The following is a 12,272-nucleotide window of genomic DNA, read 5'->3' on the forward strand; positions in this document are numbered from 1 at the left end:
CATCCACCGGCGCCACCGGCGCCACCGGCGAGAGGGAGCCGCACCGTGTCACCATCCAGCACACCCCGACGCAGGAACCGCACGTCCGCGCTGACCGCGGCGGCGGTGACAGCGGTCGCCGTCACCGCCGCCGGAGCCGGCTGCCTGGCGGGCCGCAGTGAGCCGACGGCCCCCGACCGGCCTGCCGTCGAGATGGCCGGCAAGCCGGGCACCCTGCCCCACCCGGAGATCACCCGGCTCTCGGGCGCCAGCCGCGTGAAGTCCGACAGCCCCGGCCACCCCGTCAAGATCCGCCCCTGCCCCGGCCCCGCCCCGTACGGCAGCCACGGCTGCCACGAGTCGTCCATCCGCTTCCTGCCCGACAACACCCCCGTACGCATGTGGTGCTGGACCGACACGACGGCCCCCGACGCGCGACCGCCGTCCGACAAGCGCTGGTTCTACGTCATCGAGGCCGACGGCAGCCCCCACCCCGGCGAGGCGGGGTACGTCCACTCGGCACTGATCCCGACCGCCGAACAGATCCGGGTGCCGGAGTGCACCACCCGGCGGCTCCTGGAGGCGGCCCCGCTGCCCCCGGCCCAGACCGACCCGGCCCCGGACCCGAGCCCCGACCCCGCCCCCAGCCGGCCCGCCCGTCCGACGCCCGCCCCTCCCACCGCGCCGGCCGCGTCCCCCGCACCGCCGGCCGACAGCACGCCGGCTCCGCCGCCGGCCGGGCGCACCGTCACCCAGCAGAGCGGACGCCACGGATCCCCGACGTTCACCGACCCGCACGCCGTGAGCGGCCCGGGGCAGCGGATCCCGGCCCACAGCCGGGTGGAGGTACAGTGCCGGGTCCACGCGCCCGGGATGAAGTCCGCCAACCCCGACGGCTGGTGGTACCGGATCGCCGACAGCCCGTGGAACGGCCGCTACTACGCGGTGGCCAACACCTTCATGAACGGCGACACCCCGGGCCAGACCCCACCCACCAACACGGACTGGACGGTCCCCGTCTGCTGACCGCGGTGCCGTTGCCGCCGCGCCTGCCGCCGCGGACCGCTCCTGCGAATGTGCCCCCGGCATGTCCCGGCGGGCGTAGGGTCCGACGGGCAACGACGACCGGGACCGGCCCGCGCCTCCCCATGGGCCGTTCGACGAACGGGTGGAGAAGCCGATGGAGCCACTGGTGTTCCACAGCAGCGACCTGGACGAGACCGAGGCCTTCCTCTCCGGCACCTACACGGCCGTACGGATCTCCACCGCGGACGGGGACGGCCCGACCAGCACCCGGCTGATGCGCCGGACCACGCCCGGGTTCAGCGTGAACGAGTTCGAGATCGGCTTCGCCATGCAGTACGCGGCGCAGCCCCTCGGCCGGGTCTGCGTGGCGACGGTCCGCTCCGGCACCGTGTCCGTGGACGCGGACGGCACCGGCCCCGCCGCCACCTTCGGGCCCGGCGACACCTTCCTCCACGCCGTCCCGGACCGCCCCTACCGCGGCTCCCTGGACTCCGTATGCCAGACCGCGGTGCTCTTCGACCCCGACCTCCTCCCGCGGGTCGCCGCCCGCGGTGCCCGGGACCGCGGGCCCGTCCGCCTGACCGGCCGCCGTCCGCTGAGCGCGCAGGCCGGCCGGCAGCTCGCCGGCACCCTCGCCCACCTCGCCCACCTCGCCGCGCTGCCCCGGCAGCTGCGGACCGAACTGGTGCTGCGCAGCGCCGCGCAACTCCTCGCCGCCACCGCCTTGGCCACGCTGCCCAGCACCCTTGGCCCCGACGGCCACGGGCCGGGCGGCAGCCCGGGCCCGGCGCCCGTCGACGGCCGGGACTCCGGGACGGGAACTCTCCGCCGCGCCATCGCGTTCATCGAGGACAACGCCGACCGCGACATCTCCCTCGCCGACATCTCCGCCGCCGCCCGCGTCACCCCGCGGGCCCTGCAATACGCCTTCTCCCGGCACGCAGGTACGACCCCGCTGGCGTACCTGCGTGCCGTGCGCCTGGCAGCCGCGCACGCCGACCTGGCAGCAGCCGACCCCTCGACGGGAGCCACCGTCTCGGCGGTCGCCGCGCGCTGGGGCTTCGCCCACACCGGCCGCTTCGCGGCCGCGTACCGCCGCCGCTACGGAAGCAGCCCGTCCGCCACCCTCCGCAGCTGACCCAGCGGAGCATCCCCGCGCCCGCGGGGTCGACACTTGCTGAGCTGGGGGTATGTCAGCTGCGGTAGCCGTTTTCATTCAGTTGCATGCAACTGCACTTCCTTAACATGACCGCGGTTCGACAGGGACATCCGTCATGGCTCACACGGTACAGCCCAGGCCTATCCGGCTGCTCCTCGCTTATGGCGGCGCCGCTCCCTTCGAAGCGGGTTTGCCGATGCCGATGCAGCGCACGGCCGTGCGCTGCATCGGCATGGAAGCCGGACAGCCTCGGTCTGGTGACTTGCGCTGTTCGCTCTCTGGGCAGCAGCTCCCCGTGATCCGTTCAGGGGCGCCGTCGAGTGCCTCCAGCAGCCGAGGCAAGGCCGGCATGCAGTGCCACCAGGTAGTTCAGTGGCCCGCCCGTTATTCGCCGAGGATGGTGGCGCGTGCCGCGCGTGCCCAGATCGCCTGTTGTCGTGTGGTGAACCCCATGCGGTTCCAGTGGAAGATGATGTGGCGAGAAAGGATGCTCCGTAGGCCGAGGGTGAGTCGGCCGTGGTCATGGGCGTCGGCGAGACACCGCCCGGCCTTCTCCAGCCCGGCGGCCCAGGCCGCCACGGGCATCAGCAGCTCGTCGTCGGCCGTGAGCCCGGCGGTATTGATCGTCAGGAGTCTGTGGATCGACGGTGTCATGGATGACACCTGCTCGCCGGGGATGCCGGCGGGTAGCGGGCGGCTTGCTTCCACGCGTGCCCAGACGTCGCCCTGCTCGCTCCATTCCTGGCCGGCTGCCCGCAGGAGCAGCGTGACCACGAGGAGGGACGTGACCTTCGCGTCGGGCTGACGCGAGGGGTTGGCGTCGGCGGTATGCAAGAAGGCGAGTGCTCCTTCGCTGTCTGTGTGGAAGAGGTCGTGAGCGAGCTGGATGCCGACCGCTCCACCGAAGGCTGCGGTCTCCGGCTCGTACGGGATGACCCGCCACTGCTGCACCGCCCCGCAGGCGATCGCGGCGTCGAGGTTCGCGGTGAGGCGCGCGCGTACGGCGCGACTCGATGTTGCGGGAGCGGGTAGGACGCGCAGCCGCCAGCAGGGGTGCTTGCGCACGAACCACCAGGAGGCGATGAGCCCTTCGTTGTAAGCCTGGCGGAGCGCTGGCAGCAGGTAGGCGGAGAACGCCTCGCGGGCGCGGCCGTAGTCGGAGAATTCCACGTTCACCTGCTGCCACCGCTCGGCTCCGTCGTTTGCGGAAAGCGCCGCCCTGCCGGCGGCACGGTAGAGGTCTACGGCGTCTGCCAGGAGCGGGACGGAGCAGGCGTGTCGGGCGGCGACTTGGGAGAGGGGCTGCCCGGTGAGGGCGGCCAGTACGGCGGCTTCGGGCGGTGTGTCCATGTGGGCTCCGCTCACACCAGCAGGAGGCTGGTGTCCCAGTCGCAGGCGGGCGCGGGGGTATCGGCGCTTTGGAAAGCGAGCGCTGCGCCGGCCGTCCCTTCCAGGAAACCTGAGCCTTGCGGGGGCGGTGCGGCCAGGAACCGCTGGGTGAGCCGGGGAACGTGCTCCTGGAAGCGGTGCGGGTCCAGCGCGTCCGCGGCCACGCGCTGGACTACCCGCAGGAGGCCGCCGATGCCGTGGCACAGACTGCGGCCGGTGAGCTGGTCGAGCTGGGCGGAGTCGCCGATGCAGGACAGGAGCGCCTCTTCGACGGCGCGTTGGCGGGCGGAATCGTCCAGGGCGAGGGCAGCGAGTTGCTGAGCGCGCACGATGCCGGGGGTTCCGTAGCACCAGGATGGTGCTTCCGTGTGGTGTGTGGCAGGGCCGGCCGTATGCGTCCATCGGGGCCAATGAGTGCCATGGCGGTCGGTTTGGCGTATCTGGTCGAGCCAGTGACAGATCGTCTGCATTGACGTTTCCTGGCCGGGCACGGTGATGCCGCGCAGCGTGGCGAGGGCGAGGAGGGCCAGGGGCCCGGTGATGCCGTGTGCGAGGCCTGCGTTGGCGTGTCCGGCTGGGGTGGGCTGGTGCAGGTTGGTGGGGCCGTGCCACACCCACCAGCCCGGCTGCCCGTCGGGTAGCGGCCGGGTCAGGCGGACCAGGTACTCCAGGACCCCCCTGAGGTCGTCGCCGGTCGGTGCCCGCCGCAGAAGAAGTGCGCCGATGCCGGTGAGGCCGCGCAGCAGGTCGTACTCGGCGAACGCGGCCGGGATGCCGTGGTCGATGCGGGTGTGGGCGGCCGCCAGGCGCTGCCGGGTGTGGGCCGCGATGGTGCGGTCCAGGGCGGCGAGGGCGTTGGCGTAGCGGCCGGTGTCTGCGGCAGCGAGGTGGAGGACGAAGGCCATCGCGGGAGCGCCGAGGAACAGGCCGGCCTGGTCGCCGTCTATGAGCGGTCCGATTCCCGTGAGCCGGCGCTGGACCTCATGCCAGGCAGTCGTTCCCCTGTGTGCCCGCTCGACGTCGAGGAGCACTGTGCCGAGTGAGCCGTGGGCCAAGGACTGACCGGTGGCGAGGTCTGCAGCGTGAGGAGTGGCGGTCACCGTGCTCCTTCGGCTCGGGCGGTGCTCTGCACGGCGATGGTGCGGGCCAGGCGACGGCAGTCCGCCTCCCCTTCCGGGTCCAGGCCGGCGGCTCGGTTGTGGTGCATGTGCAGCAGGGACGGCAAGACATCCAACGGATCCCGGCCCGCGGCGGAGAGGTCGTCCCGGTAGGACTCAAGAGCTGCGCGCCGCCGGGCCCATGCGTCGATGAGAACGGATCCACCGGGCACCTCGAGCAGCCCGGACCGGTCGGGGGCGGCCAGATACAGTGCGCTGGTCTGGACGGCACGCGGGGGCGCAGCGCCCTCCGCCTGTGGGAGAACGGACAGCAGCCACACCCGGGCTGCATCCGTGCTGCCGGCGAGGACGGTGGCGATGTCGTGGAAGCTGGCCGCCGTCACTGCCGGAGCGAGCTCGGCCGGTATCCGCAGCTTCATCTGCGCGCGGGCGGCCGCGGAGTCGGCGATGAAAACCTGCTCCGCAGCTGCCAACAGCCGGCCGGTGCCGTACCGGCCGGTCTCCGGCTCGTCGGTGTCCCATTGCACACGGCGCAGGAGCCCGTCCAGGCGGAGCTGTGCGGCCCATGCCCCGACGGCCTGCGCCACGTCGCCGAAGGCGGCAGCACCGGGGAGCTGGATGCGGATGCGCAGGTGCGGATCGGGGTCGCTGTAGCGAGTGAACCACCAAGCCGGCTGGGGATCCCAGGTGTCCATCAGGGTGGGCAGCGCGGCGGTCAGCAGCTCGGTGGCGCGTGCGGGGTGGCTGTAGAGCTTGAGGAACGTCCAGGGGGAGGCGCCCGGCAGGCGGCCCTCACCGCGGGGGACGACCGTCGTGGGGGTGGGGCGGCGGACGGGCCGCTGGGTGGCGACGAAGGGCATGGTGACCTCGTGCGCCCGTCCAAGCCACCCGTAGGCCGCTTCAGGAGGCGCCTCGTGCACGGTCACGCGGCGGGTGCGCTCCAGTTCCAGGCGCAGCAGCTGCTGATGGGCGAGGTCGGCCAGGTCGAGGCGCAGGCGTTGGTCGTCGGTCCCGAGGAAGACGGTGCGGGGGACGCCGTAGACGGCCCTCCAGTGCTCGAAGCGGTGCGGCCACCTCTCGGCGCCGTCACGGGCGAGCTCGTGGTGGCGCAGCCGCCAGCAGGCGGGCGACAGAATGGTGCGGCCGATGCGGACCTCGGGAAGGAACGGCAGGCTGCTAGCGGCTCCCCAGGCGAAGGGGGCGAGGACGGCGGTGTGTGAGCGGTGGACTTCCGTGACGAACCTGACCAGCGGGTGGGTGGCGTTGGTCGGCTCGACTGCGTTCATCACCGACGGCTCGATGATCCGCCCGGTGGAGAGCGAGGCCAGGTACAGGCGGCGGGAGTCGGCGCCGACGCCGAGGTCGTCCAAGTCGAGGTTGGCGACCGGGTTGTGCTCGCCCAGGCTCAGGAGGTGCGGCACGACCGCGGGCGAGCGGCTGACGTTCTGGGTACGCAGCCGCAGGGGCGGGCTGGAGACCTGTGCACGGTCCGCTGCTTCGGTGAGGGTGGGCAGGTCGGTGTAGACGCGCTGCATGCGCTCGCGGTCGTCCGGCTCCAGCAGGGGCAGGAACCGTCCGGTGGTGGTGCCGGCGGCGAGGGACAGGCCGACGATGCTCAGCTCGAACCGGCCGTCGTTGAGGGCGTGGAGGCTCGGGGCGTGAACGGAGAAGCAGAGCTCGACGTGTGCGGGTACCTGCCACAGGCTGCCCACCGTCAGGGCGTCGAGGTCCTCGCGGGTGAGCGCGATCTCACGCCGGTCGGTCTGGGCGGCGTCTTGGGCCAGGGCCAGGAGGTGCTCGTCGCGCCGGGTGGTGGCCAGTACGGGCCGCTTGAGGACCGAGCCGCGGTACCCGGCGGGGAAGCCCAGGCCGATGTTCGGGTCGGTCAGGTCTCGTACGGGGACCAGGGCGCCCATGCTGTAGCGCTCGAGGAACCGGGTGCGGTAGTCCTGCCAGGCCGGCGGGCCAGCCGGGTAGGGGGAGATCCGGGCGATGGCCGCCAGGGCCGTCTGGGCCTCGCGGGCCACCGCGGCGGGCAGTCGGACGTCGCAGTCCGGGCGCGAGGTGACCACCAGGGTGCGAGTGGCGACCCCGGTCACGGCCGTCATGCGCCGTGTGGCCTCATCCCGGATGTCGCGCTGGGCGGCAGGCGGGGACGCCAGGTGTCGGCGGAGCAGGCGGCGGATCCGCCGCAACTCCGCGACTATGGCCGCCGCCGCCGGAATCCGGTCCGCTCTGAGCAGGTCCAGCTGCTGTACGAGGTGGTCGAGGGGATCGTCGCAGGTCATGGGGGCGCGCAGGGAAGTAAGGAGGATGCGGTGGGAGATCAGTCCGCGGACGGTGTTCTCGACGATTTCGACCGGGGTCGTGGGGTAGTCGCCGTGCAGCTTGTCGATGATCTCGGCCACCGTGATCGGGGAGGCGGCCAGCGCGAGGATGGTCTCGATGGCCTTGGTGCGTCGCATGGTTTTCTCGACAGGGCCTTCCTTGCCGGGTTGGTGCGGCACGGTGACCTTCGCGCCGCGTATCACGTGCGTCGGGTCAGCGACGACCGGCAGGAGTTGCAGGATGCCGGGGATGTTCTCCAGCGAGGCGATGGCCGCGGCGAGCCACTCCGCGTCTGCCCGGACGTCGATCCGGTGGTGGGCTCCCCACCGGGCGTGGCCGGAGGCTCCGGTACGGATGGGTGCGGGGCCGGCGAACAGCCCGAACGGGGTGGCGCGGTACCGGCTGCGCAGCAGGTACCGCATCAAGGAGACCACTGCCCGTCGGACAGGCCGCGGGCGGGCGACCTTGCCGCTGATCACCCCTCGTACGGCATCCGCCAGGAGCGGGCTGGCGACCTCGACGGCGGCCGAGGCCGCCTCGTCGGACCAAACCTCCGTGATCCACGCGGTCCAGGCGGGGACGTCGTCCTGGGCCAGGTCGGGCCAGGGAGGCAGGGCATCCGTCAGGGGCCTGGCCGTGGCTCTGAGCAGTGCCGCGTCAAGGGCTTCATACATTGTCATGCCTCCTTCGTCGTCACCGGAGGGTGCGGGGCCGAGCCCGACGAGCAGGCCCGGCCCGGCCCCGCGGGAGGGGGCAGCAGCAGGGTCAGCCGCTGATGCAGGTGCTGTTGGAGCAGGCGGACTGGCAGGTGGACCCGCAGCCGTCGCCGGTGTCGTTCAGCAGGCCGGCGACGACCGGCGCGGACGCGAGCGTCTCGATGTCCAGGTCGAAGTCGGAGTCCGTGCCGGACGCGTAGTCCGTGGCCGCCTTCAGGACGGGGTTGTTCTGCCGTGCCATCTGGTTCCTCCTGTGAGGTGGTGGATGGTGCTCGGGACACCTGGTCGTAGCGGCGCCTCTACGGCCAGGAGATGATCACCCGGGTGTGCGGCCGGTCGATGACCCGGCCGCCCTCGGGAAGCTTTTCGTCCGGCGTGCCGGCCGGGTAGACGTCGATGCGCGCGCGGTCGTCGCGGAAGTCGCGGTCCCACGACTGCATCTGAACGACCAACGCCTCCGCGAGCCCGGCGCCTTCCGGCCCGTGGCCGATGGCGCCGAGTTCGAACCGGTCGGGGTCCTGGGTCCGACGCACCGTGCGGTACGCGAAGCTGCCGCCCCTGACGAGCGTCGGGACGCCGAGGGGGGAGGCGGACGCGATCAGGCCGCGCGAGCGGGCGGCCGCGGTGCCGGTGAGCAGAGGCAGGTTTTCGAGGACTGTGGTCAGGAACAAGTCGAGGTGCTCGTTCGACTCGTCTCCGGCCAGCGTCACCCCGGACCATGCTTCCACGCTTGGCATGTGCAGTGCCTCGCGCAGGGCCCCCTGGTTCGGCTCCGGGTGCCCGTCGAGGCGCAGGCCGACCTCCTCGCCCGGCACGTCGTGCAGGAGCAGCAAGCGGACGCGGTTCTCGCCGGCGCCCTGCATGGGGACAAAGCCGCACAGCTCGAAGCCGTCGCTGACGAGCCGCTCGCCGTCGCGCACGAACGCGATGGTGCGCGTCATGCCGCGCATGCGCAGCGGCACGACCAGGCGGCCGCCGTCGACCAGCTGGTCGATCCACGTAGGGGGGATGTCCGCGGCCTGCACCGTGACGATGATGCGGTCGTACGGGCCGTCGGCGGCGGCGCCGTCCTCACCGTCGGCCGTCACCAGTTTCACGCGCCGGTCGTAGCCCGTCTCCTTGAGGAAGCGTTCGGCGCGAGCGGTGACGTCGCGGTCGATGTCCATGGAGACGACCGTGCCGCCGGGGCCGACGATCTCGGCGAGGTAGGCGGCGTTCACGCCGCCGGATCCGATCTCCAGCACCCGCTGGCCGGGGTGGAGGTCGGCCTGTTCAATCTGCATGGCCTGGATCCGGGGGGCGGAAACCGAGCTGAGCTGGATGCCATCGGCGTCGGTCTTGGTGATCACGGCGTCTTCCACGCCGTAGGTCTTGGTGATGTCCGTCTGGGGGGTCGCGAGGTGCCGGGGCACTTTGCGGAATGCTGCCACGGCGCCGCTGCTCCGAAGGGCGCCCATCTCGATCAGGCGGCTGACCATTTGGTCCCGCAACTCCCGGTCGGACGCCGGGGGCTTCATGTCGGTGCTCGTCATGCGGGGGACGCTATCCATGCTGGTTCTCCTTTTGGCCCACATGTGCTGGGAAGGCTGAGAGCGCGTGGTTTGGTCCGGAGGAAGGCCACACTCCTCACTGGGGTGGGCGCGAGGTGTCTTGCACACGCCGGGCGCTCCGGCAGGCAGTTCCCGGACCGCCGACCGGTCACGCAGCGCAGCACAGCTGCGTTGCCCTTCCGCTCCGGCGAGGTGTGGCAGCGCATGCTCCAGCCTCGCTGCCAAGCCGCGCACCGGTCACAGCTCCGTGAGGGGCAGGGGGAGCTCGGCGCGTAGGGTCTTGCCGGGGCACCCGACGTCGAGAGACCAGCTCACCGCCACGCCCAGCCTGCCGACCCGCCGCAGGCCCAGAAGCCGCCTCGCAGCCCGCAGGCCCGACCGGTACTCCAGGAGCATCGGCCCTCCCACGTCCAGGCACAGCTCGTCCACAACCGGGTAGTGCCGTGACCGGGCCACAAGCTCCAGTTCCTCAAACTGCGCGCCGGCCTCCCGCTCGGGCGCCTGCACGTAGCGCACGACCTTGAGCATCAGACTGTTCCGGCGGGCAAGGCTCGCAGCGGCCCGCACTCCGTCCGTGCGGAACCCCCACAGCCGTGTCAGCGGTGCTGCCTGCCGGATCGGCCTGCTGGCCAGCGGCGACCACTGCCGTTGCAGGGCGTTGTCCCGCCCCATCCCGTCACGGACCGCGGGGATCTCGGTCAAGTCCACGGCACGCCCTCCTCCTCAATTGCCGGTACAGGGCCGGGCTTACGGCGGAGGGATGGCGCCCTCCTGGCCCGACCCCACACCCGTGGGGGTGTGCACGGTAGTGAGGGGAGGCGCATGCCCTGGCCCCGCGCACACCCTTAGTCAACGCCCGGTCACAGGGTGCGGGTAGGGCGATCCGGGGCGGGCGACGCTGTCTCCCCCAGGGCGATTTGACCCGCCCTTTGCCTGCGCCTGTCCTCGCGTTCAACCTACGGTTGGCCCGTGGACCCAAGGCGAAACGACGCCTTAGTGGCGTGGATGGCTGAGAAGCGGCTTGGCTCGCGCGAGCTTGCCGACCTGGTCAATGCCGCTGTCGGCGAGATCACCGGCCGTGTCGGAGGCCTGGACGACTCCAACATCCGGGCATGGCGGTCAGGCCGGGTCCGCTGCCCCAAGGGGGCGCAGCTCCGGGCTCTGGAACTGCTCTCCGGGCTGTCAGCAGCTGACTTAGGGTTCGTGCGCCGGGCCCGCCTGCCGGCCCCCGACCCCAACCAGGAGCCGCCCGTGGAACGCCGTACCTTCCTCGCCTTCCCCGCCGCTGCCGCCGCGGCAGGGGTCCCTTCGCCGGCCTCCGCTGCATCAACAGCCCGCGTGGGCATGTCCGACGTGGCACGCCTCCACCAGCGCTTCACCGACATCATCGCCTCCGACCACCGGCACGGCGGCCAGGCCAGCATCGAGCACGAGGCCGTCCGCCTAGCCTCTGAAGCACTCCTCCTCCAGAAGTCCGGCACTGCATCGCAGCGGGTTCGAACGAACCTGTATGCGACGGCGGCTTCGTTCATGTCCTCGGCAATGTGGGCCGCCATCGACGGCCGCCGGTTCGGCGATGCTCGCAACCACCTGCGGCACGCCGCGCAGCTCGCCGAACTCTCAGGTGATCCGGCGATCAAGTTCCGGATCTGGTCGCACGCGGGAACCATGTACCGCCATCAGGGCAGTCCGGCCGAGGCAGCGGCCGCCAACAACGTCGCCCGCGGCCTGTCCCTCGCCCGCCGCGACCCCCTGTTCGCCTCGCTCGGCCTGGCCCGGCACGCTGCTATCCACGCGGCTGCCGGCGAACGCAGAGCGGTTCGGCGTGCGTTCGGACATGCCCAGGAAGCGATGGCCCGCGCCAACCGCGGCGATGTCCGCCCGGTGTGGCTTACGGCGTTCTTCGACCAGGCCGAACTTGACTCTCTCGCCTTGTCGGCATACCTCACGCTCGGGGACTGGGCGATGGCGGAGGCCCACGGACACCGCTGCCTGGCAGCTCTGCGCCCTCACATGCGCAGGTCGAAGGCGATCACCACGTCCCGCCTGGCCCTTGCGCAGCTCGAACAGGGCGACGCCGAATCAGCCCTCGCGACCGCCATGAGGGTCCCTGCCGACGCTGCCTCCCGCCACCCCCGCGTGGTCGGCATGCTCGATACCTTCGGCCGCCGCCTTAACGCGATCGCCCCGCAGAGCGCCCACGAAGCCGCCTGGCGGGAGTTCATCACCAGGAAGGATCACACCGCATGACCACGTCTGCACCCGCCATACGGCGGCACGCGACGCTCACCCCGGCCTTGAAGGCCGTGATCGGAGACCTGTACGCCCTGGTGCGCGCCGATCTCCTTGACCACCCGAACTACCGCCTGGACGTGTTCCTGGAGCGGCTGGACCGGCACGCCGCCGAACCGGGTTGGGCCGTGGTCATCGCGCACGGCTCCGACGCCGCCCCGGTCGGCTACGCCTATGCCAACAGTGTGGGGCCGGGTGACCGGTGGTGGAAGCGGCTGAACTCGCCGGCTCCAGTCCGGTACACAGGCAAGGACGCCGTGGCTGTCAAAGAGATCGGCGTCATCCCCGCCTGGCGCGGGATCGGCGTATCCCGACATATGCATGACGCGCTACTGGCCGACCGCGGCGAGCCCCACGCGACGCTGATGGTGAACCCCGTTGCCGGCGATGGGAAGGTGATGCGCCTGTACGAGGGTTGGGGATACGAGGAGATCGGTGTGGTGCAGCCTTCCCCAGATTCACCGTGGCTGGTGTGCATGGGACGCCCTCTCCGCGCCTGACGAGTGCGCCGGAGCGGGGATGCGGCGCGGGGTCGACAGCTCGACGACGCTTGGCATGCAGGGCCTCCATCGGAACATCCCAGCCGGGCGCGGGGTAACGGCCGAACCAGCCGCGGCGCCGGATCCGGTCCGCGGCAGTGGCCGACATGCCGCGGTGCGCTGCCGCAAAGCTTTGGGCAGGGCCGGGCGGCTCCGTTACCTTCGCGACCCGACGC

General features: G+C 71.8%; 10 protein-coding genes. 4 read left to right on the forward strand and 6 right to left on the reverse strand.

The features are described 5' to 3' along the window. Positions 1–45: 45 nt before the first annotated feature. Positions 46–1,005 carry a hypothetical protein gene (locus MUK52_RS32080; protein ID WP_284581928.1) on the forward strand — a complete coding sequence of 320 codons (960 nt, stop codon included), beginning with the start codon at positions 46–48 and terminating at the stop codon, positions 1,003–1,005. Between the two features lie 154 nt (positions 1,006–1,159). Continuing rightward, complete coding sequence (locus MUK52_RS32085) at positions 1,160–2,143, forward strand: helix-turn-helix transcriptional regulator (RefSeq protein ID WP_284581929.1); 984 nt, start codon at positions 1,160–1,162, stop codon at positions 2,141–2,143. A 405-nt stretch (positions 2,144–2,548) separates the two neighbouring features. Here the strand turns inward: MUK52_RS32085 and MUK52_RS32090 are convergent, their stop codons facing one another. The 6 genes from MUK52_RS32090 to MUK52_RS32115 all read right to left on the reverse strand — a co-directional run bounded on the left by MUK52_RS32090 (position 2,549) and on the right by MUK52_RS32115 (position 9,973). Then, positions 2,549–3,514 (reverse strand): thiopeptide-type bacteriocin biosynthesis protein, encoded by a 966-nt coding sequence (locus tag MUK52_RS32090; protein WP_114059325.1) that lies wholly within the window; start codon positions 3,512–3,514, stop codon positions 2,549–2,551. Positions 3,515–3,525: 11 nt separating this feature from the next. Continuing rightward, positions 3,526–4,653 (reverse strand): lanthionine synthetase C family protein, encoded by a 1,128-nt coding sequence (locus MUK52_RS32095; RefSeq protein ID WP_114059326.1) that lies wholly within the window; start codon positions 4,651–4,653, stop codon positions 3,526–3,528. Next, positions 4,650–7,679 (reverse strand): lantibiotic dehydratase, encoded by a 3,030-nt coding sequence (locus tag MUK52_RS32100; protein ID WP_284581930.1) that lies wholly within the window; start codon positions 7,677–7,679, stop codon positions 4,650–4,652. Before MUK52_RS32100 ends, MUK52_RS32095 begins: the two co-directional genes overlap by 4 nt. An 85-nt stretch (positions 7,680–7,764) precedes the next feature. Next, positions 7,765–7,956 (reverse strand): FxLD family lanthipeptide, encoded by a 192-nt coding sequence (locus tag MUK52_RS32105; RefSeq protein ID WP_284581931.1) that lies wholly within the window; start codon positions 7,954–7,956, stop codon positions 7,765–7,767. Positions 7,957–8,014: 58 nt separating this feature from the next. Then, positions 8,015–9,247, reverse strand: a complete 1,233-nt coding sequence (gene fxlM / locus MUK52_RS32110) for a methyltransferase, FxLD system (protein WP_284581932.1) — start codon at positions 9,245–9,247, stop codon at positions 8,015–8,017. Between the two features lie 255 nt (positions 9,248–9,502). Next, positions 9,503–9,973 carry a hypothetical protein gene (locus MUK52_RS32115; protein ID WP_114059330.1) on the reverse strand — a complete coding sequence of 157 codons (471 nt, stop codon included), beginning with the start codon at positions 9,971–9,973 and terminating at the stop codon, positions 9,503–9,505. 261 nt (positions 9,974–10,234) lie between these two features. Here MUK52_RS32115 and MUK52_RS32120 point away from each other — a divergent pair, with 261 nt between their 5' ends. Then, positions 10,235–11,515, forward strand: coding sequence for an NsdA family TPR-like regulatory protein (locus tag MUK52_RS32120; RefSeq protein ID WP_114059331.1), 1,281 nt, complete (start codon positions 10,235–10,237; stop codon positions 11,513–11,515). Continuing rightward, positions 11,512–12,057: an N-acetyltransferase gene (locus MUK52_RS32125; protein ID WP_114059332.1), complete on the forward strand. Its 546-nt coding sequence runs from the start codon at positions 11,512–11,514 to the stop codon at positions 12,055–12,057. The genes MUK52_RS32120 and MUK52_RS32125 overlap by 4 nt, the downstream gene beginning before the upstream one ends. Positions 12,058–12,272 lie beyond the last annotated feature (215 nt).

The sequence above is a fragment of the Streptomyces sp. 2P-4 genome (genome assembly GCF_030167965.1).
GTDB classification, from domain to species: Bacteria; Actinomycetota; Actinomycetes; order Streptomycetales; family Streptomycetaceae; genus Streptomyces; species Streptomyces globosus_A.

Excerpts from the sequence above, each read along its gene's own strand:
- MUK52_RS32085 (WP_284581929.1), top strand. The coding sequence starts at position 1,160 with ATGGAGCCACTGGTGTTCCACAGCAGCGACCTGGACGAGACCGAGGCC.
- MUK52_RS32090 (WP_114059325.1), bottom strand. The coding sequence starts at position 3,514 with ATGGACACACCGCCCGAAGCCGCCGTACTGGCCGCCCTCACCGGGCAG.
- MUK52_RS32100 (WP_284581930.1), bottom strand. The coding sequence starts at position 7,679 with ATGACAATGTATGAAGCCCTTGACGCGGCACTGCTCAGAGCCACGGCC.
- MUK52_RS32105 (WP_284581931.1), bottom strand. The coding sequence starts at position 7,956 with ATGGCACGGCAGAACAACCCCGTCCTGAAGGCGGCCACGGACTACGCG.
- fxlM (WP_284581932.1), bottom strand. The coding sequence starts at position 9,247 with ATGACGAGCACCGACATGAAGCCCCCGGCGTCCGACCGGGAGTTGCGG.
- MUK52_RS32125 (WP_114059332.1), top strand. The coding sequence starts at position 11,512 with ATGACCACGTCTGCACCCGCCATACGGCGGCACGCGACGCTCACCCCG.